This window comes from Anaerovibrio lipolyticus (assembly GCF_021531495.1).
Classification (GTDB): Bacteria; Bacillota; Negativicutes; order Selenomonadales; family Selenomonadaceae; genus Anaerovibrio.
In genome coordinates, this window is sequence record NZ_JADYTY010000010.1 from 18,020 (window position 1) to 38,530 (window position 20,511).

General features: G+C 45.6%; 23 protein-coding genes. 20 read left to right on the plus strand and 3 right to left on the minus strand.

Annotated elements, in window-relative coordinates; genetic code table 11:
* Positions 1 to 28 precede the first annotated feature (28 nt).
* From I6E26_RS05150 to trmD, 12 genes are all read left to right on the plus strand, one after another.
* On the plus strand, positions 29 to 1,225 hold the full coding sequence (locus I6E26_RS05150; protein ID WP_235320793.1) for a bifunctional 3,4-dihydroxy-2-butanone-4-phosphate synthase/GTP cyclohydrolase II: 1,197 nt from the start codon (positions 29 to 31) through the stop codon (positions 1,223 to 1,225).
* A gap of 27 nt (positions 1,226 to 1,252) precedes the next feature.
* Positions 1,253 to 1,723, plus strand: coding sequence for a 6,7-dimethyl-8-ribityllumazine synthase (gene ribH, locus I6E26_RS05155; RefSeq protein WP_235320794.1), 471 nt, complete (start codon positions 1,253 to 1,255; stop codon positions 1,721 to 1,723).
* Between the two features lie 18 nt (positions 1,724 to 1,741).
* Positions 1,742 to 2,299 (plus strand): phosphodiesterase, encoded by a 558-nt coding sequence (gene yfcE, locus I6E26_RS05160; RefSeq protein WP_235320795.1) that lies wholly within the window; start codon positions 1,742 to 1,744, stop codon positions 2,297 to 2,299.
* Between the two features lie 67 nt (positions 2,300 to 2,366).
* On the plus strand, positions 2,367 to 3,242 hold the full coding sequence (gene hslO / locus I6E26_RS05165) for an Hsp33 family molecular chaperone HslO (protein ID WP_235320796.1): 876 nt from the start codon (positions 2,367 to 2,369) through the stop codon (positions 3,240 to 3,242).
* 182 nt (positions 3,243 to 3,424) lie between these two features.
* On the plus strand, positions 3,425 to 3,616 hold the full coding sequence (gene rpmB, locus I6E26_RS05170) for a 50S ribosomal protein L28 (protein WP_235320797.1): 192 nt from the start codon (positions 3,425 to 3,427) through the stop codon (positions 3,614 to 3,616).
* Positions 3,617 to 3,906: 290 nt separating this feature from the next.
* Positions 3,907 to 4,266 (plus strand): YlxM family DNA-binding protein, encoded by a 360-nt coding sequence (ylxM, locus tag I6E26_RS05175; RefSeq protein ID WP_235320798.1) that lies wholly within the window; start codon positions 3,907 to 3,909, stop codon positions 4,264 to 4,266.
* A gap of 2 nt (positions 4,267 to 4,268) precedes the next feature.
* Positions 4,269 to 5,633 (plus strand): signal recognition particle protein, encoded by a 1,365-nt coding sequence (gene ffh, locus I6E26_RS05180; protein ID WP_235320799.1) that lies wholly within the window; start codon positions 4,269 to 4,271, stop codon positions 5,631 to 5,633.
* Between the two features lie 70 nt (positions 5,634 to 5,703).
* Entirely contained in the window at positions 5,704 to 5,979 is a 276-nt protein-coding gene (gene rpsP, locus I6E26_RS05185) for a 30S ribosomal protein S16 (protein WP_235320800.1), read from the plus strand.
* Positions 5,980 to 5,993: 14 nt separating this feature from the next.
* Complete coding sequence (locus I6E26_RS05190) at positions 5,994 to 6,224, plus strand: KH domain-containing protein (protein ID WP_235320801.1); 231 nt, start codon at positions 5,994 to 5,996, stop codon at positions 6,222 to 6,224.
* A gap of 86 nt (positions 6,225 to 6,310) precedes the next feature.
* On the plus strand, positions 6,311 to 6,730 hold the full coding sequence (locus tag I6E26_RS05195) for a YlqD family protein (protein WP_235320802.1): 420 nt from the start codon (positions 6,311 to 6,313) through the stop codon (positions 6,728 to 6,730).
* Positions 6,702 to 7,241, plus strand: coding sequence for a ribosome maturation factor RimM (rimM, locus tag I6E26_RS05200; RefSeq protein WP_235320803.1), 540 nt, complete (start codon positions 6,702 to 6,704; stop codon positions 7,239 to 7,241). The genes I6E26_RS05195 and rimM overlap by 29 nt, the downstream gene beginning before the upstream one ends.
* Positions 7,241 to 7,972 (plus strand): tRNA (guanosine(37)-N1)-methyltransferase TrmD, encoded by a 732-nt coding sequence (trmD, locus tag I6E26_RS05205; RefSeq protein ID WP_235320804.1) that lies wholly within the window; start codon positions 7,241 to 7,243, stop codon positions 7,970 to 7,972. The genes rimM and trmD overlap by 1 nt, the downstream gene beginning before the upstream one ends.
* A 129-nt stretch (positions 7,973 to 8,101) precedes the next feature.
* On the opposite strand, the gene I6E26_RS05210 is transcribed toward trmD, so the two are convergent.
* The 3 genes from I6E26_RS05210 to I6E26_RS05220 all read right to left on the minus strand — a co-directional run bounded on the left by I6E26_RS05210 (position 8,102) and on the right by I6E26_RS05220 (position 11,727).
* Positions 8,102 to 9,352: an ATP-binding protein gene (locus I6E26_RS05210; protein WP_235320805.1), complete on the minus strand. Its 1,251-nt coding sequence runs from the start codon at positions 9,350 to 9,352 to the stop codon at positions 8,102 to 8,104.
* Between the two features lie 100 nt (positions 9,353 to 9,452).
* Positions 9,453 to 10,682, minus strand: coding sequence for an LL-diaminopimelate aminotransferase (locus I6E26_RS05215; RefSeq protein ID WP_235320806.1), 1,230 nt, complete (start codon positions 10,680 to 10,682; stop codon positions 9,453 to 9,455).
* A 166-nt stretch (positions 10,683 to 10,848) separates the two neighbouring features.
* Complete coding sequence (locus I6E26_RS05220) at positions 10,849 to 11,727, minus strand: LysR family transcriptional regulator (protein WP_235320807.1); 879 nt, start codon at positions 11,725 to 11,727, stop codon at positions 10,849 to 10,851.
* A 339-nt stretch (positions 11,728 to 12,066) separates the two neighbouring features.
* Between I6E26_RS05220 and motA the strand changes: the two genes are divergently transcribed.
* From motA to I6E26_RS05260, 8 genes are all read left to right on the plus strand, one after another.
* Positions 12,067 to 12,855, plus strand: a complete 789-nt coding sequence (motA, locus tag I6E26_RS05225; RefSeq protein ID WP_235320833.1) for a flagellar motor stator protein MotA — start codon at positions 12,067 to 12,069, stop codon at positions 12,853 to 12,855.
* 3 nt (positions 12,856 to 12,858) lie between these two features.
* Positions 12,859 to 13,632 carry a flagellar motor protein MotB gene (locus tag I6E26_RS05230; protein ID WP_235320808.1) on the plus strand — a complete coding sequence of 258 codons (774 nt, stop codon included), beginning with the start codon at positions 12,859 to 12,861 and terminating at the stop codon, positions 13,630 to 13,632.
* A 70-nt stretch (positions 13,633 to 13,702) separates the two neighbouring features.
* Entirely contained in the window at positions 13,703 to 14,104 is a 402-nt protein-coding gene (gene acpS, locus I6E26_RS05235; RefSeq protein ID WP_235320809.1) for a holo-ACP synthase, read from the plus strand.
* Complete coding sequence (locus I6E26_RS05240; RefSeq protein WP_235320810.1) at positions 14,101 to 15,645, plus strand: NAD(P)H-hydrate dehydratase; 1,545 nt, start codon at positions 14,101 to 14,103, stop codon at positions 15,643 to 15,645. The genes acpS and I6E26_RS05240 overlap by 4 nt, the downstream gene beginning before the upstream one ends.
* A gap of 112 nt (positions 15,646 to 15,757) precedes the next feature.
* The gene (locus I6E26_RS05245; RefSeq protein ID WP_235320811.1) at positions 15,758 to 16,834 is read left to right on the plus strand and encodes a branched-chain amino acid aminotransferase; all 1,077 of its coding nucleotides are present in this window, start codon (positions 15,758 to 15,760) and stop codon (positions 16,832 to 16,834) included.
* A 241-nt stretch (positions 16,835 to 17,075) separates the two neighbouring features.
* Positions 17,076 to 17,930 carry a diadenylate cyclase CdaA gene (cdaA, locus tag I6E26_RS05250; protein WP_235320812.1) on the plus strand — a complete coding sequence of 285 codons (855 nt, stop codon included), beginning with the start codon at positions 17,076 to 17,078 and terminating at the stop codon, positions 17,928 to 17,930.
* Positions 17,930 to 18,856, plus strand: coding sequence for a CdaR family protein (locus I6E26_RS05255; RefSeq protein ID WP_235320834.1), 927 nt, complete (start codon positions 17,930 to 17,932; stop codon positions 18,854 to 18,856). The genes cdaA and I6E26_RS05255 overlap by 1 nt, the downstream gene beginning before the upstream one ends.
* Before the next feature lie 17 nt (positions 18,857 to 18,873).
* Complete coding sequence (locus I6E26_RS05260; protein ID WP_235320813.1) at positions 18,874 to 20,490, plus strand: NAD(P)/FAD-dependent oxidoreductase; 1,617 nt, start codon at positions 18,874 to 18,876, stop codon at positions 20,488 to 20,490.
* The last annotated feature ends 21 nt before the right edge of the window (positions 20,491 to 20,511 follow it).

Consider the following 20,511-nt stretch of genomic DNA (forward strand, 5'->3'; position numbering starts at 1 on the left):
AAAGGGTTAGAGATAAAGGAGCATAGATATGGCAAAATTTGCAACAGTAGAGGAAGCAATTGACGAAATCAGAAACGGCAATATGATTATTGTAGTGGATGATGAGGATCGTGAAAACGAGGGCGATATTATTGTAGCGGCAGAGAAGTGTACTGCTGACCATGTTAATTTTATGGCAACTTATGCCAAGGGCCTGATTTGTACTCCAGTAGAGGGGTATATTCTGGATAGATTAAAGATTGGCCAGATGGTTACCAATAATACTGATAATCACGAAACAGCTTTTACTGTTTCTGTAGATGCAGTTAGCACCACCACTGGTATTTCTGCCTATGAGAGATGGGAAACCGTTAAGAAGATTATAGATCCAGAGGCAAGACCAGAGGATTTCCGCCGTCCAGGCCATGTATTCCCTCTGCGCTCTGTTCCAGGTGGTGTATTGCGCCGTGCAGGCCATACTGAAACCACCACTGACCTGGCTCGCTTGGCTGGCCTGATTCCTGCTGGCTGGTGCTGTGAGATTATGGATGATGATGGCCATATGATGCGTACACCAAAGCTGATGGAGTTCGCAGATAAGCATGGCTTGAAGATTATTACCGTTAAGTCCCTTATTGAGTATCGCAAGAAAACTGAGTGCTTTGTGGAGAAGATTGCCGAGGCAGATCTGCCAAGCAAATATGGTCACTTTAGAATCCATGCTTATGAAAGCAAGCTGGATGGCAAGTGTCATTTGGCTATTATGAAGGGTGATGTTCGAGGCAAGAAGGACGTGCTGGTAAGAGTGCATTCCGAGTGCCTGACTGGTGATGCTTTGGGCTCCATGCGCTGTGACTGCGGTGAGCAGCTGGCTACTGCCCTGAAAAAGATTGAGGCTGAGGGCTGCGGTGTGGTTCTTTATATGCGTCAGGAGGGCAGAGGTATTGGTCTGGCCAACAAGATGCGTGCCTACGAGCTGCAGGATCAGGGCAAGGATACTGTAGAGGCTAATGTATTGCTGGGCTTTGCTCCTGATGAGCGGGATTATGGCATTGGTGCTCAGATTTTGTCTGACTTGGGTCTCAGCAGCATTCGTCTTATGACTAACAATCCTGCCAAGAGAGCTGGTTTGGAGGGCTACGGCCTTAGCATTACTGAGCGGGTGCCTTTGGTTATGCCAGTAAATGAATATGATAGGAATTATATGAAGGTAAAAAGTGCCAAGATGGGACACATTCTGGGCTAAGCTGTTGAATATTAAGGAGGATTTTTCATGAAAGAGGTAAAGGTTTTGGAGGGCATGCTGAATGCCCAGGGTATGCGTTTTGGTATTGTAGTATCCCGTTTTAATGAGTTCTTTACATCTAAGCTGCTGGGGGGGGCACTGGACACCCTGCATCGTCATGGTGCCAACGAGGATGATATTACTGTAGCTTGGGTACCTGGTGCCTTTGAGCTGCCATTGGTATCCAAGAAGATGGCTGAGTCTGGCAAATATGATGCTATTATTGCTTTGGGTACTGTTATCCGTGGCTCTACCACTCATTATGATTATGTTTGCAATGAGGCTGCCAAGGGTATTGCTCAGGCTAGCATGGCTACCGGTGTACCTGTTGCCTTTAGTGTAGTAACCACTGAGAATTTGGATCAGGCTATTGAGCGTTCTGGTACCAAGGCTGGCAACAAGGGTGCTGATGGTGCTATGACTGCCATTGAAATGGCCAATCTGCTGCGCCAGATTTGATAGGAGGCGGCAGGCTATATGAAAATCGGTGTAATTAGTGACACTCATGGCTGCCGTGACCATTGGGCCAAGGCCTATGACAAGTTTTTCAAGGATGCGGATTTGATTATTCATTCTGGAGATGTGCTTTATCATGGGCCTCGGAATCCTATGCTGGAGGATTATAATCCAGCGGAGCTGGCAGAAAAAATCAATGGCTGTAGTCAGCCGGTGCTGATTTGCAAGGGAAATTGTGATTCAGAGGTGGATCAGCTGGTGCTGAATACACCTATTCAGTCCCCTTATGTCCATGCCTTTGCGGATGGGCGTCATATTGTGGCTACTCATGGTCATATGGTAGAGTCTGACGAGGCAAAGGAGGCTATGGCTGCTGCCATTAAGGCGGATATTTTTATCAGCGGTCATGTGCATTATACAGTGCTGGAGAAAAGGGGCAATACTGTGTTCCTGAATCCCGGCTCTCCGTCCCTTTCCAAGCGAGAAGATGGGCGCCAGACCTGTGCAGTGATTTCTGATGTTGATATTAAGGTGTATGATGTCAATACTGCTGAGGTATTGGCTGAGTTTAAATTCTGAGTTTAGGGGCTATCCACCATTGGTGGGCAGCCCTTAAAATTTTGAAATTTAGTTAGGAAGTGAAAATATGTCTGATACATTAGTAAAAGCTATAACCAAGGGCGTTCGTGTCTATGCGGCAGTTACTACGGATCTGGTTAATGAAGCCATCAAGCGCCATGATTGCTATCCAGTAGCAGCAGCAGCCTTGGGTAGAACCATGACTGGTGCCCTGCTTATGGCAGCTAATTTGAAAAACAAGGAAGCTATTACCATAAACATCAGAGGTAATGGCCCCTTGGCCAATATAACAGCAGATGCTGTACCAGAAGGCTATGTCCGGGGCTATGTAGCCAATCCTCATGTGGAGCTGCCTCTGAATGCTCAGGGCAAGCTGGATGTAGGCGGCGGTGTAGGTCAGGGCTTGGTAACTGTTACCAGATTTACTGGTCTGAGAGAGCCAATGCGAGGCAGCAGTGAGATTGTTAGCGGTGAAATCGCTGAGGATTTAACCAACTATCTCTATGTTTCTGAGCAGACTCCTTCCAGTATAGGTTTAGGTGTTTTGGTGGATACTGATTACACAGCCAAGGCTGCAGGTGGCTTTATGATTCAGCCTATGCCAGATGCAGACGAGGAGATTATTACCAAATTGGAAGAAAATCTTAAAAATCTGCGTCCAGTAACCACCATGATTGCCGAGGGCAAAGGCCCCAAGGAAATTATAGAGGAAATTATGACAGGCTTCCAGATGGAGTTCCTTACTACAACAGAGTTGGGCTTCAAATGCCAGTGCTCCAAGGAACGCCTGGAGGATGTACTGCTAAATCTCAATAGAGATGATATGCTGTCTTTGATAGAGGATGGTCAGGCAGAGGTTTGCTGTCAGTTCTGCGGAGCGAAATATAACTTTACCAAGGCAGAATTAGAGCATCTTTTAAAATTAGCCGACTCTGTAAAGTAAAAATACTTTACAAGAATATTTTTTTCTGCTATAATGACTAACGCAATGTGTAAATAGATGTTATCAGTTCACTGGGTAATTTTTATTTGGATTGTTGCAATTGATAATGAGCGTGTGTTATAATATTCATATTGTGTGTGAAGAGCGTACACACTCATAGATACTACAAGGAGGTGTGTTACATGGCAAGTGTATGTGAAGTATGCGGTAAGGGCGAGCTGAGCGGTAACAATGTCAGCCATTCTCATCTGAAGACTAAGCGTTCTTGGAAGCCAAACATCCAGCGCGTTCGCGCCAATGTTGAGGGCGAAGTTAAGCGCGTTAATGTTTGCACCCGTTGCCTGCGTTCTGGCAAGGTTGAGAGAGCTATCTAATTTGCGCAAAATATCTCAAATGATATATCATAAGAAAAGCTGGTTATTGTAATAACCAGCTTTTCTTATACCCACTATGGCAGGGATGTAAACGCCGCAAGGAATATTTTAAGAAAAGTCTTGGAAATGCAGAATCCTCTGCCTTGAGGCATGGAGAGTGTCAAGAGCTGCAGAAAATCGTGATTCCTAAATAATTATGTGCTGACAAGGAAAAATACTTGACAACATAGTTACAGCTAGTTATAATAACTATGGTCGGATAAAGGTGTGTCTTGAAAGCAGGTGGTTATATGCTGGAACAGAGATTGTATCTGGCGCAGCTATATGATATATATGGGCCATTGCTGACAGACAAGCAGCAGCGTTGCTTAGAGATGCATCTACTGGAGGATTTCTCCATGTCAGAGATAGGAGAGAGCCTACAGGTATCACGACAGGCAGTATATGATATACTGCATCGCTCGGAGCAGATCATGGCTGAGTATGAAACAAAGCTAGGGCTGGCTCAGAGAATTGCCAGACAGCGTCATGAACTGACAGAAATTTATGATGAGCTTTCTTCTCTGGAGACAGAGGGAACCCAACAGCAGATAGCTGGTATATTGCAAAAGCTTGCACCATATACCGGAGAAGCTGGCCAGGAGGAATAGATTTGATTTTTGAAGGTTTGGCAGATCGTCTGCAGGAAACATTTAAAAAGCTTCGGGGACATGGCAAGCTGACAGAGGACGATGTAAAGTCTGCTATGAAGGAAGTACGGATGGCTCTTTTAGAGGCAGACGTAAACTTCAAGGTAGTTAAGGACTTTGTCAAGCGGGTAACCGAAAGAGCTATCGGACAGGATGTAATGGAGGCATTGACTCCGGCACAGGTTGTCATCAAGATAGTAAATGAGGAGCTTACCGAATTAATGGGTGGCTCCCAGAGTAAGATTAATATGTCATCACAGCCACCTACCATTATTATGATGGCAGGTCTGCAGGGTGCTGGTAAAACCACCTCTGCTGGTAAGCTGGGACTGGCTCTGAAGAAACAGGGCAAGCGTCCAGTGCTGGTGGCTGCAGATATATATAGACCAGCGGCTGTTACTCAGCTGCAGGTTATAGGTAAGCAGTTGGATATTCCGGTATTCTCTATGGAGCCGGGAACCGATGCTGTTACCATTGCAAAATCCTCTTTGAATTATGCCTTTACTCATGCTAACGATGTTGTTATCATTGATACAGCAGGTCGACTCCACATTAATGAGGAGCTGATGCAGGAGCTGAAAGACATTAAGCAGGAGGTTAAGCCTCATGAGATTCTGCTGGTTGTAGATGCTATGACTGGTCAGGATGCAGTCAATGTGGCTGAGAGCTTCAATAAGGATCTGGAGCTGACAGGCTTGATTCTCACCAAGATGGATGGTGATTCCAGAGGCGGTGCTGCACTGTCCGTAAAGGCGGTAACAGGCTGTCCAATCAAATTCATCGGTGTTGGTGAGAAGCTGGAGCCGTTGCAGCCATTCTATCCAGACCGTATGGCTTCCCGAATTCTGGGCATGGGCGATGTGCTTTCCCTGATTGAGAAGGCTCAGGATGCCTTTGACCTTAAAGAGGCTGAGGAGCTTAAGCAGAAGCTGCGTAAGGATGAATTCACTTTGGATGATTTCCTGAAGCAGATGAAGCAGGTTCGCAAGCTAGGATCCTTTGAGCAGATTCTGGGCATGATTCCTGGTTTAGGCAGTCAGGTCAAGGATGCACTGAAGGATAAGGATATAGATCTGAATGGCAAGGAAATGCGTCAGATTGAAGCCATTATACTGGCTATGACTCCAGAGGAGCGAGCCAAAACCAAGATCATCAATGGCAGCCGCCGCAAGCGTATAGCCAAGGGCAGCGGCACCAGGGTGCAGGATGTCAACAAGCTTCTTAAGCAGTTTGACGAAATGCAGAAGATGGTAAAACGTATGAAGAAAATGCAAAATGGCAAAAAAGGCGGTCTTTTCGGCGGCATGAAATTACCATTTATGCATTGATTATATAAGAAAGTATATCTTCTATAAAATAGAGTTTAGATATACCATATCTAAGGAGGTGAATTTTCACATGGCAGTAAAGATTCGTTTGAACCGTATGGGTGCTAAGAAGAGCCCTTTCTATCGTATTGTTGTAGCTGATTCCCGTGCACCACGCGATGGCCGTTTCATCGAGGTAGTTGGCAACTACGACTCCACTAAGGAGCCTGCAGTAGTTAACATCGACGAGGAGAAGGCACTGGAGTGGATGTCCAAGGGTGCACAGCCTACTGATACAGTTCGTTCTTTGTTCTCCAAGCAGGGCATCATGGCTAAGTTTGATGCAGCTAAGCATGCTAAAGACTAAGAAAGAGGCATAGCATGAAAGAGATCGTTGAGATTATCGCGAGGTCTCTGGTAGACAATCCTGATCAGGTTGTAGTAAAGGAGAAGCAGGATGAGGGTATCGTCCTCTTCGAACTTCATGTAGCTGACGAGGATATGGGCAAGGTAATTGGCAAATCAGGACGTATTGCGAAAGCTTTACGTACTGTTGTCAAGGCCGCAGCTACTCGTGAGAATAAAAAAGTGAATGTAGAAATAGTTAGCTGATAACCTCAGCCGAAACTGCGGCAGATTTTTCTGCCGCAATTTCTATATATATGAGAATTTTTTTAGAGAAAATGGGGGCTTGTAAAATGGATAAGGTATTGGTAAAATTCCCACTCACCATTAAAGCAAAAATGACCGATAAATTGAAGGCAAAAATGCTGGATGAATTGGAAAAGGGCATGCAGCAGGCAGAGCTGGAAATTTCCCAGATTAATATTGAAGAAAACAAGGCTATTCAGCAGGAAAGCGCCAATGGTCAGGAGCCAGCTCAGGAAACCATGGCTATGATTCATCAGCATTTTGGTGTAGAGCGCCAGAAGCGCCAGGAATATGTAGCCAAGGCTCAGGCTCGTCATGATGAGCTGGAGAAGCTTGGACCTGGTGCAGAGATTGTACAGGGAACCACTGAGCGTTTTGTGGAGCTGAAGGTTGGAGATAATATTCGTGATCAGTTCAATGTGGAAGTAGTGGTGGAAGATGATAAGATCATCGCAATCCGCAGCTAAGGCGGCCAAAGTTTCCCACAAAAACCATATTGTCATTGGCAAAATCGGTGCTCCCCACGGCGTTCATGGTGAGATGCGGGTAATTCCTCTGACAGATTTTCCTGAGCGGTTTCAGACTTTGTCTCAGGTTTATGCCGGGGATGAACTGATGGATGTGGAGGATTGCTGGTATCACAAGCAGTTTGTTATTATGAAGCTGAAGCAGTGTCCTCATAGGGAAGCAGCTGCAGAGCTGACAGGCAGATTGCTATATGTGGACAAAGCTGATGCCATGCCTTTGGAAGAGGGAGAATACTATACCTTTGACATTATTGGCTTGGAGGTATTTGACCTGGAGGGAAATTCTCTTGGTCATATTACCGAGGTGCTAAAAACCGGCAGCAATGATGTTTATGTAGCCTCACGAAAGGGACAGGCCAAGCAGCTGATGATACCTGCCCTAAAGGCTGTGGTCAAGGAAATTGATGTGCCAGGTGGCCGTATGGTAGTAGATATGCCGGAGGAAGCCTGATGAGGATAGATATTCTCTCGCTCTTTCCAGCCATGTTTGCCGGCCCCTTTGGGGATAGTATTACCAAAAGGGCGGTGGCCAATGGTATTCTGGATATTCATCTCATGAATCCCAGAGATTTTGCTTTAGGCCGTCACAAGCAGGTAGATGACAGTCCCTTTGGAGGGGGCAGCGGCATGGTGCTAAAGCCTGAGCCTATGTTTAAGGCTGTGAACTTCATTAAGGATACCACAGATTATGCAAACCGCAGGGTGCTTTTAATGAGTCCCGAAGGAGCTGTATTCAATCAAGCCAAGGCTAGGGAGCTGGCTCAATATGATCAGTTGATTTTTATCTGCGGTCATTATGAGGGCTTTGATGCCAGAATCAGTGAGAATCTGGCGGATGAGATTATCTCCATTGGTGATTTTGTCCTTACCGGGGGAGAGCTGCCAGCTATGATAATTGTAGATGCAGTGTCCCGTATGTTGCCTGGGGTACTAGGCTCCGAGGAATCTGCTCCTACAGATTCCTTCTATAACGGCCTGTTGGAACATCCTCAATATACCAGACCAAGGGAATATGAGGGGTTGGCAGTGCCGGAGGTTTTGTTTTCTGGAGATCATGCCAAAATAGCTAAATGGCGCCGGGAAAAATCCTTGGAGATAACTCTCAGAAACCGTCCAGATTTACTAGAAAAGGCAGAGCTGAGCAAGGCAGATATAGAGTATCTGGCTAAGCTAAAAGCCTAGGAAAATCAAGTATAAAAATAAGCTGTCCATAGTGTACCAGCTTTTCAGAGTTAGACCAAAATTTAACTATGAGAAGCAGATACAGTGGACAGCTTTTTCTTTTGCCAAAATATGGAACTGTAAATATCTTTATTTATCCTGCTGCTTAATCTGGCCAATATAATGGGTAACAAACTGGCGGGCAGTACGTCCGGAACGGCCAGAATGGTTCATATACCAGCGATTGCCCTCAATGCGCAATTCCTCTGGCTCCATTTCAATGCCCTCCTGCCGCAGGAAGTGGTCAATAATAGCCAGATATTCCTGCTGATTTGGCTCAATATAATTGATAATCAAGCCGAAGCGGTCAGATAGGGAAATGGTTTCATTAATACTGTCGTTGCGGAACATTTCATCCTGTTCGCTATTTCTATCATGCCAGGTTTCCTTAATCAGATGACGGCGATTGGAGGTAGCATAGATAAGCACATTCTCTGGTTTGGACTCTACACCGCCCTCAATGGCAGATTTCAGATATTTGTAATCACTGTCAGATTCTTCAAAGGAAAGATCATCAAAGAAGATAATAAATCTCTTGCTGGCAAATTGCCGCAGGTTGGCCATAATGCCTGGCAAATCGCTAAGCTGTGATTTTTGCATCTGAATCAGCCGCAGACCATCACTGTAATAGGCCTTGGCCAGAGCCTTAACTCCAGAGGATTTGCCTGTACCTCTGGCACCCACCAGCAGTACATTGTTGGCAGGACGATGGTTGATAAAGGCTAGGGTATTGTTAATAAGCTGTTCCTTCTGGAAATCATAGCCTATTAAATCAGCAAAATCCATAGCCTCGAAATGGCGGATGCCCTGCAGCTTCTGTCTCTTGGAGTTCCAGCAAAAAGCAGGGTAGGAGGCAATTTCTCCATAGCCGTATTTAGTATAATAATTGACAAATACCTGAGTGATTTCCTCTGGGGTATTTTTGCCTTCCAGTTTTTTCTCCAAATATGCTGTAGCTTCCAGCTTGTGAGGCAGGGATGGCATATAATCATCCAGCAGATTTACATTGACAATCTCACTGGCTCTTTCTGTTAAAGCAGGCAGCAGCTTTTTCATATCATGGATAAAGGCTTGATGCAGGCTGGCACCAATCTGTCCCTGAGAAGCCTCTGCCATTTTGGCAGCCAGACAGCCTTCCTGACTAAGGAGATTCAGAAAAAGATCTCGAATCAGATTGCCACTCCAGCCCTCTTCTTCAGCCTTTTCCAAAAGATGACCAGCAAAGCGATGAGCCAAGGCCAAATCCTCTGGAGAGGAAACCGCCGCATCCAGCTCCTGTATCAGCTTGTCCTTTAAGATATTTCTGCATACCAGCAGATTTTGCAAATCCAATGTAACCATAGAAGAAATCCTCCTTACACACAAACAGAGGCTGTGGCATTTATAGCTAATGCAACAGCCTCTATTATTGTATCTATTCCTATATTAGACTGTCAAGACTTTAGAACTTCAGATTGTTACGGATTCTCTCCACAGCCTCAATGGTTTTTTCCCGATTGCCAAAGGATGTAAGGCGGAAATATCCCTCGCCACATGGGCCAAAGCCAGCGCCAGGAGTACCGACAATATGTACATCATGAAGGAGCTTGTCAAAGAAATCCCAGGAAGGCATATTATCCGGAGTCTGGAGCCAGATATATGGTGCATTAACACCGCCAAAGGCCTTGACACCAATAGCCTGTAAGCCCTCTCGAATAATGCGGGCGTTTTCCATATAGTAACCAATCATTTCCTTAACCTGCTGCTGGCCCTCTGGGCTAAAGACAGCCTCAGCACCACGCTGAACAATATAGGCTGTACCATTGAATTTGGTAGTATGGCGGCGGTTCCACAGAGGATTTAGAGCCTGTCGTTTGCCTTCAGCAGTTTTGCCGGTTACAGTCTTAGGCAGGACTATATAGCCACAGCGGGTACCAGTAAAGCCAGCGGTTTTGGAGAAGGAGCGAAATTCAATAGCGCACTCCTTGGCTCCAGGAATCTCAAAAATACTGCGAGGTACATCATCCTCAGTAATATAGGCATTGTAGGCAGCATCAAAGAGAATGATGGAGTCGTTTTCCAGAGCATAGTCCACCCATTTCTTCAACTGTTCCCTAGTGAGGGTAGTACCGGTAGGATTGTTAGGGCAGCAGAGATAAATTAGATCAACCCGCTTCTCTGGCAGCTCAGGACAGAAATTATTTTCTGCATTGCAAGGCAGATAGGTAACGCCTTCATAACGGCCATCTGGCTGCAAAGTGCCAGTGCGGCCTGCCATAACATTGGTGTCCAGATATACAGGATAAACAGGATCTGTAATAGCAATGGTATTGTCTACGCTGAAAATTTCCTGTATATTGCCACAGTCACTTTTGGCGCCATCAGAAACAAAAATCTCATCTGCAGCAATGCCCAGATCCTTATAATTGTGCTCAATGATTTTGTCTACAAGGAAGCTGTAGCCCTGCTCTGGGCCGTAGCCCCGGAAGGTATCTGGGGAGGCCATTTCGTCAACAGCCTTGTGCATAGCCTGAATACAAGCCTGGGGCAAAGGCAGGGTAACATCACCAATGCCCAGAGAAATCACATCAGCCTCTGGATGAGCCTCTATAAAAGCAGCTCTACGATGGGCGGTTTCCCGAAAAAGATAGCTGCCAGCCAGTTTGAGATAGTTGTCATTTATATTTGCCATAAATTCTCCTCCTTATAGCGGGTAAATAAAAACAGGCAACACAGAGCCAGGGAATGTAGTATATCATCCTAGCTTCTCTGTCACCTGCGTTGGTGTCTAAAATTACTTTTTTCAGTTTGTAGTGTAGCAGAATGAGGAACTTTTGTAAAGAATTTCCCCAAAAGTTTTAGCCATTCTGCATAGTAGTACGACAGAAATCAATAAAGGACTGAGCTGCATTGCTGATATATCTGTCCTTCTTCCAGGCCAGGCCCAAATCAACATAAAGAGGCTCATCAAAAGGTACAGCCTTGATGCCAGGCGCTCCCTTGGCAATAAAGTCCAAAAGGAAAGCAATACCCACATTGGAAGCAATCAGTCCTTTGACGGTTTCAATCTGATTGGATTCCAACACGATTTCCGGCGCAATATTAGCTCTTTTTATTTTGCTCAACACCAGCTGACGCAGGAAGGAGCCTTCCTTCAGCATAATCAAATCCGCGTTGGCAATATCATTAATAGAAATGGACTGGTGGGCGGCCAAAGGATGCTTCTCAGGAATACAGGCCATAATCTGATTCCTGGACATAGGCAAAAGCTGTAGGCTGGCAGAGGCATCAGAAATAATGACGATACCAAAATCCAGCTCGTCCCGTTCCAGCTTTTCACGAATGGCCATAGAGCCCTCCTCATAAAGGTAAATATCCAAATGAGGGTAAAGATGCTGGAAGCTGGAGAAAATCTTCGGGAACAGATAGGCACCAATCATGGAAGGAATACCAATTTTGATAGTTCCCTTCTGCAGCTGCTTGTAATCATTAACTTCAAGAACGGCATCGTTAATACTGCGGAGAGCCAGCTCTATGCGATTCAGAAAAATATGCCCCTCCGGAGTAAGGGATAGCTGCTTCTGACTGCGGTCAAAAAGCTTGATTCCCAATTCAGATTCCAGTTTTTTTATAGCAACTGTAATATTCGGCTGGGAAACATTGAGGCGCTCGGCAGCTCGGGTAATGTTTTTCAGACGGCTAGCCATCTGAAAATATTCTAATTGCCGTAACTCCATAGATTGTATCACTCCAATGCAAAAATACGTTATAATAAATTCGAATTATTTAGCTATTATTATATCATATGCAAGAGAAATAGTTAAGATTTTTTATGATATTATAAAGAAAAATTATTTACATCCTGCTTTGGTTGTGCAAAATTAATTGCATCTTAGGGATGAGAATAGTATACATATATTTAAGAAAAAATTATGTTTAGTACAATAGTCTGAAAATCAGCTTATTAGCAGAGAAATATAAGGAAGTGTTTGTTTTTCACGGGGAAATTTTGTATAATGAAGTTAATTATGTAGTACCAGAATTTTGCCTTGTGGTGTAGGGGCAAAAAACATAGAATAGGGGGATTTATTTTGGAATTAGCTACAGTCATTGGCCTGGTATTAGGCTTGATATCCATCTTTGTAGGTATGATTTTGAAGGGTGCACCTTTGTCAGCTATGAATAATCCAGCGGCTTTTTTGATTATCATAGGTGGTACCTTTTCCTGTTTGTTTATCGGTTTCCGCATGGATCAGCTGAAGAACTTTCCTACATTATTTAAAAAGACCTTTTTCAAGAATAACCTCCAGTCACCTGTGGAATTGCGTAATACCTTTGTGGAGCTTTCCCAGCTAGCTCGGCGTGAAGGTCTGCTGGCTCTGGAAAGCAGGATTCAGGAGATTGATGATCCATTCTTTCGCAACGGTCTTAGCATGGTAGTTGATGGTTTGGAGCAGGAATTTGTTAGTGATGTATTGGATGCAGAGCTGGCCATTATGCAGGCTCGTCACGCCGAGAACCGTTCTATGTTTTCTCAGGCAGGTACCTATGCCCCAACTCTGGGTGTACTTGGTGCCGTAGTAGGTCTGATTGCTGCTCTGGGTAATCTGAACGACATTGAGAAGCTGGGACATTCCATTGCCGCAGCTTTTGTTGCTACCATTCTGGGTATTTTCACAGGTTATGTACTGTGGCTGCCTTTGTGTAACAAGCTGAAGATTCTCTCTGAGCAGGAAATTGGTCAGAAGCGTATGATTATTGAGGGTATTCTTTCCCTGCAGGCTGGTGATTCTCCTTCTGCTATTGAGGCTAAGCTGATGGTATTTATTCCTCAGTCTGTACGTGAAACCTTGAAGGAGGAATAAGCTATGGCAAGAAAGAAAAGACCGGCTCCCCATGAAGAGGAAGCCAGTGAGGCATGGCTGTTGCCTTATTCTGATTTGATGACCTTGCTCTTGGCATTGTTTATTTGCCTATTTGCTATTTCTCAGACTGATGAAACCAAGCTGACGCAGATGGCTCAGGCCTTTAGCTCAGCCTTTAACATGGGCGGACCTTCCTTTTTTCAGGGAGCAGGCCCAGCTATGAACAGCTCCCGGGATTTGACTTCCGCTGATGATGGCGGCATGGAGGCCTATTTGGCAGAAAACAGCCAGATGGAAGCTGTCAAGAGACAGATGGATGCCTATATTGAGCAGAATAATTTGCAGGATGAAATTTCCACCCAAATGACAGAGGATGGCCTGATGATTCGAATTGAGGAAAAGGCGCTGTTTCCATCTGGCTCAGCGGAGCTGACTGCTGGCGTACAGAAAATCGGTCCTGTAATTGCCGCTTTGGTGGCACCAATTCCTCAAAGGATTCTGGTAACAGGCCATACAGATAATGTACCGATTCACAGTGCAGGTTATCCATCTAACTGGGAACTAAGCTCAGCCAGAGCTATTAATTTTATGAAGTATATCATTGCTCAGGATGGCAGAATGAATCCAGCCAGATTCAGTGCTATGGGCAGAAGCGAGTATAAGCCTATTGCAGATAATTCCACTCCGGAGGGCAGGGCGCAGAACCGCCGTGTTGAGGTATTGATTGAAAGATCTGTACATGTGGACAAATCTGAATATCAGGTGGCTCATAACTAAATAAGTTATAAGGACTGCTGCAGCAGTTAGAGCCTGGGCATTGCCTAGGCTCTTTTTGGTAGGTGAGGATATGATTATAGGTATAGGAACAGATATAGTGGAAATAGACAGAGTGGCCAAGGCTATTAAGGGAGAGGCTTTTGTGAAGCGGGTATTTACTCCTGCCGAGGCTGAATACTGCCGCAGCCGCAAGGCTGGCATGGCTGCCTCCTTTGCAGGGCGATTTGCAGCCAAGGAAGCCATTATGAAGGCCTTGGGCACAGGCTTGCGAGAGGGAAGTCTTACAGAGCTGGAAATTCTTAATGACCAGCTAGGTTGTCCACAGGTTAGGCTAACTGGCAGATTTGGGGAAATAGCCAAAGAAAAGGGTCTGATAAGCTGTCATATTAGTATTAGTCATTCTATGGCCTATGCCACAGCTCAATGTGTTATGGAGGGCCAGGAGCAGGGTAAAGGGGAGGAAAAATCATGAAGCTGACCACAGTAGCTGAAATGAGGCAGATTGACAAGAGGGCCATTGAGGAAATAGGCATACCAGAAATTGTGCTTATGGAGAATGCGGCTAGAGAAATATATAGCGCTCTCAGTTCTCTTTTGCAGGGGGTAGCCAACAAGCGTATCTGCATTATAGCAGGAGTGGGCAATAACGGTGGTGATGCCTTTGCAGCAGCCAGACATATTGTCAATGCCGGGGGACGTCCCAAGGTTTTTGTTCTAGGCAGTCAGGATAGAATGAGCCAATCTGCAGCGGTGAATTTCAATGTAATTTGCAATATGGGGATTCAGGTTTTCCAGTTGCAGGAGCAGCGGGATTGGGACAAGCTTATGGCTGTGCTGAAAACCGCTGATGGAGTATTAGACGGCCTGTTAGGCACTGGCTTCCACGGTCAGTTGCGGGAAAGCTCCGCCAAGTTGATTAATATTGTTAATAATGCCGGTGTGCCAATCCTGTCCATTGATGTGCCTAGCGGGGTTAATGCAGAAAATGGTCAGGTAGATTCTGTAGCCATTCAGGCCGATGCTACCATTACTCTGGGAGAGCCTAAATGGGGGATGCTATTTGCGCCTGGTTCTGTTCATTGTGGACATTTGTTAACTGATGGCATAGGTATTCCCAGCAATTTGCTAAATGACAGTCATATTCAGCAGGAGCTGCTGCAGGAGCAGGATGTGAAGCAGTGGCTGGTGCCTAGAGCAACAGACTGTCACAAGGGAAGTTGCGGCAGGATTCTGGTGGTGGCAGGCTCCAGAGGTATGACAGGAGCAGCCTCACTAGCTTCCTTGGCAGCTCTTCGCATGGGGGCAGGGATTGTAACGCTGGCCTGTCCAGCCAGTCTTAACGATATACTTGAGGTGAAGCTAACAGAGGTTATGACCTTGCCTTTGGAGGACAAGGGCTGTGGTTATTTGACTTTGGACAATTTGGCAGAGCTTTTGCAGAAATCTGCTGATTACGATTTGTTGTTAATTGGCCCAGGTTTGGGGCGGCAGGCTACTACAGGAGAACTGGTACGGGCTTTGGTTACCAAGGTAAAAAAGCCAGTGGTGCTGGATGCTGATGGTATTTATGCCTTTAGGGAGCAGGGGGATTTGTTGGCAAATTGCAACTATCCGCCAGTGCTTACTCCTCATATGGGGGAAATGGCTACCCTGCTTGGAATCACAGTACCGGAGCTGAAGGAGGAGCTTTTGGAGCTGGCTCGGGATGCGGCCAAGGAATATAAGGCCATTATGGTTATAAAAAGTGAAACCACAATTGTGGTTTATCCTGATGGTATGGCTTATGTGGCCAATACAGGCAATCCGGGTATGGCTACCGCAGGCTGTGGTGATGTACTGGCTGGTACCATTGCTGGCTTGTATCGTCAGACTGTACAGGACAAGTCACCTTTAGCTGGTGTATACATTCATGGCCGGGCAGGGGATTTGGCTTATGGCACTCTGGGCAATTGCCTGTTAGCCCATGATATTATTGACAAGCTGCCAGAGGTGGCCAAGGAATTGACAAAATAGAAATTTCTTTTTTCTCTTGATTTATTTTCTTAAAAAGCATACAATAAAACCGTTACACAGTAATGTTACAATGTTACAACAAAAAATGTAATTTGTTAGGAGATGTATTTTTATGGCAGATATTCGATTTGTACAGGCAGATACCCTGAAGGAAAAACCTGCAGATGTCAGCAAGGTAGGTTTCGGCCGTGTATTTACTGATTATATGTTTGAGATGGACTACAACCCTGAGGAGGGCTGGCATGATGCCAGAATCGTTCCTTATCAGGATGTTCCACTGAGCCCTGCCAATGCTACCCTCCATTATGGCCAGGCTATTTTTGAGGGCTGTAAGGCATATCGCTATGAAGGAGGCAAGGCTGTTGTATTCCGTGCCAAGGATCATATTGCCCGCCTGAATCGTTCTGCCAAGATTTTGGATATTCCAGAGGTTGATGAAAAGCTGGTTTATGATGCTTTGATGAAGCTGATTGATTTGGAAAAGGATTGGATTCCTGATGGTCCTGGTCAGAGCCTCTACATCCGTCCATTTATTTTCTCCACAGATCCATATCTGGGGGTAAGTGTAGGCCAGTACTACAAGATGATGATTATCCTTTCCCCAGTTGGTGCATACTATGCCAATGGCTTTGCTCCAGTAAAGATCATGGTGGAGGATACCTATGTAAGAGCACCAAAGGGTGGCTTAGGCGCAGCCAAGACTCCTGCTAACTATGCAGCTTCTCTCCACGGTGGCTTGATTGCTCATGAAAAGGGTTATGACCAGACTCTGTGGACTGATGGTATTGAGCACAAGTACATTGGTGAGGTTGGTTCTATGAACATCCTCTTTAAGATTGATGGCAAGGTTGTTACTCCAGAGCTGGATGGCACTATTCTGGACGGCATTACCCGCCGTACTGTCCTCCGGGTTTGCAAGGAGTGGGGTATTCCTACTGAGGAACGCCGTATTTCCATTGACGAGCTGATTGAGGATTATGAGAACGGCAAGCTGGAGGAGGTATTTGGCTCCGGTACAGCAGCTGTTATTTCCCCTGTTAGCGTATTGGGCTACAAGGGCCAGGATCGTGTTATCAGCGGTGGCAAGATTGGTGAATTTGCCCAGAAGCTGTATGATTATATTGATGATCTGCACACTGGCAAGGCTGAGGATGTTTATGGCTTTATTGATGTAGCCGGTCAGTATTAATAATATTAATAATTTACGGTAACGGATAGAGAGGTTGGAGAGATTTTAGGCTCTTCAGCCTCTTTTTTCATGGAAAATTCACAAAAAAGCTCTATATTTTTTGTGCTCATGCAGGATTTAACATTTTTTTAGCGAATAAAATAATATAGAAGATTTTTTTGCGGAAAATGTAGAGATTTTTGGTGAAATAGAGTAAAGTATTATTAGGAATAATGTGTAGTTTATGTTGGGGAGTATGTATATGCCATTTGATCTGTCTGTACCGTTGCAATATCATGGCCTTTTATCCACTGTAGGCATTCGGGATGTAGTGGATATTCTACTGGTTGCTGTTATTTTGTACAAATCCTATGAAATGCTGAAAGATACCAGAGCCATTACCTTGGCCAAGGGACTTTTTGTTATGATGGGTGTTGCATTGGCGGCATATATTCTGGAGCTTCATGCTATTTATTGGCTTCTCTCCAAAAGCATATATCTCTTGTTTATGGCTTTGCCTATTGTTTTTCAGCCAGAACTGCGTAGAGCCTTGGAGCGTATAGGTCAGGGCAGGTTCCTGGGTTCTGCTGTTCATTTGAACGCAGAGGAGGCTGACAGTTTGGTTAATGAGATTGACAAGGCCGTATTCAGTATGTCGGCCAAGAAAATCGGTGCTCTGCTGGTTTTGGAGCGGGATATTGGCATCAATGAGATTATTGATACCGGCATTAGAATAGATGGACTGGTTACAGCCCCTTTCATGATGAATGTCTTTATTCCCAATACTCCCTTGCATGATGGAGCGGCGGTTATACGAGGCAACCGGATGATAGCCGCAGGCTGTCTGCTGCCTCTGACGGAGAATAGAGGCCTTAGTACAGAGCTGGGTACCCGTCATAGGGCTGCTCTTGGCCTGTCAGAGCAATGTGATGCTGTGGTGGTTGTGGTCAGCGAGGAAACCGGTATTGTGTCCATTGCCGAAAATGGCCGTATTAGCAGGCGACTGACTCCTGATCAGCTAAGGAGCAGGCTGCGTCCTTTGTTTACCAAGGTAGATACTGCTATCAAGGTACAGGATATTCGCAATGCTATTGATTCCTGGAGGAAAAACAAGTGATGATAAATTTGCAGAACTTATTTCGGAAAAACCTTCCAGTAAAAATATTGGCCTTAATAGCTTCCATTATTATGTGGGGCTATGTTATGAATGAGGAAAATCCTTCAGTCAATGGCCGTTATACGGTGCCGGTGGAAATAGTTAATGCTCCAGAGGGCTATGATGTAAATATGGGTGTCAGGGAGGTTACCTTAAAGGTAAGGGCACCTAGATCCCTGATGGCAGCCGCCCATGAATCAGATTTCAAAGCCGTTATTGACCTGTCAGGAGATACTGAGGGTGAATATGATGAAAAAATCAGGACAATAATTCCTCAGGGCTTCGAACTGCTGGGGATGTCTGATGATACAGTTCATGTAACTATGGAAGCTTTGATTGCTCACGGTGTGCCAGTGGATATTGTGGTTAACGGTAAGGCAGCTCATGGCATGGAGCTGGGGGAGATAACGCCGTCCCAGCAATATGTTAATGTCTATGGCCCAAGGCATTTGGTGGATTCCATAGTCAAGGCTTCTGGTAAAATCAAGCTGGCGGACAACAATTCAGACTTTACCATGCGAGTAAAGTTGACAGCAGTAACAGCTGATGGAGAGAATATCAACAATCTGGCAGTATTGCCTGGAGAGCTGGATGTTACAGTGCAGCTGGTGCCGGGAGAAGGTAAAAAGATAGTGCCGGTAAAGCCAACGGTTACCGGTATTCTGCCAGAGGGTTATGTACTGGGAGAGGTTACACTACAGCCTAACCAGGTAGAGCTGGCTGGTGCCAACAAAACATTGGCGGATATAAAAAATGTTGATACCGTCCCAGTATCTCTGCATGGTATAACCTCCACCTTTGATAAGGATGTGGAGCTGTCCCTGCCAGAGGGAATTGCTTCCACCGTCAAAAAGGTAACCTTGCATATTGTGATAAAGAGTAAATAGAATATAGGAGATTGACAGTGATTCGTATATTGAATTTCAACGTTGCTTTTAACGATAAGAGTTCTTTGCAGGAATTGGCTGCCAAGCGTTTGAATTTAGCACCTCAGGATATTCGTGAGGTGCTAATTGTGCGTAAGGCTATTGATGCCAGAAGATTTCATGGTGCCCCTATCCGCTTTGTGTATATGCTGGATGTGGCCTTAGAGGGCAATGAAAAGAAGGTTTTGGCCCGGTTTAAAAAGGATAAGAATATTCAGCCTGCTAAGGCCCCAATACAGGAAAAGCTGATAGTACCACCATTGGCAGGAGTGGAAAAGCCCCCTGTGGTAGTAGGCTTTGGTCCAGCAGGTATGTTTGCGGCCCTTACCTTGGCTCGTCATGGCTACAGACCTCTGGTGTTGGAACGAGGCAGAGATGTAGATAGCAGACATAGAGATATAGAGAGATTTTGGCAGGGGGGAGCCTTTGACGAAGTTTCTAATGTGCAATTTGGGGAGGGTGGCGCAGGCACCTTTTCCGATGGCAAGCTAACCACCAGAGTAAATGATCCTCTTATGAGCCAGGTGCTGGAGGATTTTGTTACCGCTGGTGCTCCTCCCGAGATAAAATATCTCCACAAGCCTCATATTGGCACAGACCTTTTGCGGCAGGTGGTCAAAAATATCCGCCTGGAGATTATCCGTCTAGGAGGAGAAATCCGCTTTGAATCCAGAGTAACCGGTGTAAGGACGGGAGCTGCCGGAGAAATTCAGGCTGTAGAGGTCAATAATCAGGATAGCATTCCTGCCAGCGCTGTTTTTATGGGTATTGGCCATTCTGCTAGAGATACCTATGAAATGCTGTGGGAAAAGGGTGTGGCTATGGAGGCTAAGGCCTTTGCCATTGGGGTGCGTATCGAGCATCCCCAGGAATGGATTGATAGGGCCCAATATGGGGAGGATGCAGGGAATCAACTGCTGCCTGTAGCTGATTATGCTCTTACCTACAATGACCGTAGTACCGGTAGAGGCGTGTATTCCTTTTGTATGTGTCCCGGTGGCCAGGTGGTGGCTGCTGCCTCGGAGAATGGTGGCGTAGTAACTAATGGTATGAGTAATTATCACCGGGATAGCGGTGTGGCCAATGCAGCCATTTTGGTTACGGTAAATACAGGGGATTTTGCAAACCATGTGCTAGGAGGGATTCAATTCCAGCGGCAGTGGGAAAGGCTGGCCTATGAGCTGGCAGGCAAAAATTATTATGCCCCTGTTCAAACGGTGGGAGATTTTTTGACGGGCCAAAGTGGTTCAAGGGATTTCCTGACTAGGCCTAGCTATCAGCCTGGGGTAAAGGCGGTGGATTTGCATCAATGTCTCCCTGGCTTTGTTACTCAGATGATGGAGGCGGCTTTGCCTTTCTGGGAAAGAAAGATAAAGGGCTTTGCCGACAAGGGGGCAGTAATGACTGGTGTAGAAACCCGTTCCTCAGCTCCTTGCCGTATTATTAGAGATAAAGGAAGCTATCAGTCTCTTAGCACTCCAGGACTTTACCCTATGGGTGAGGGAGCAGGCTATGCCGGAGGTATTATGAGTGCGGCTTTGGATGGAATGAACAGCGCCCTTGCATTTTTGCGGGAAAAAGGGCATAATATATAAGTTAATGTAAATAAAACTGGA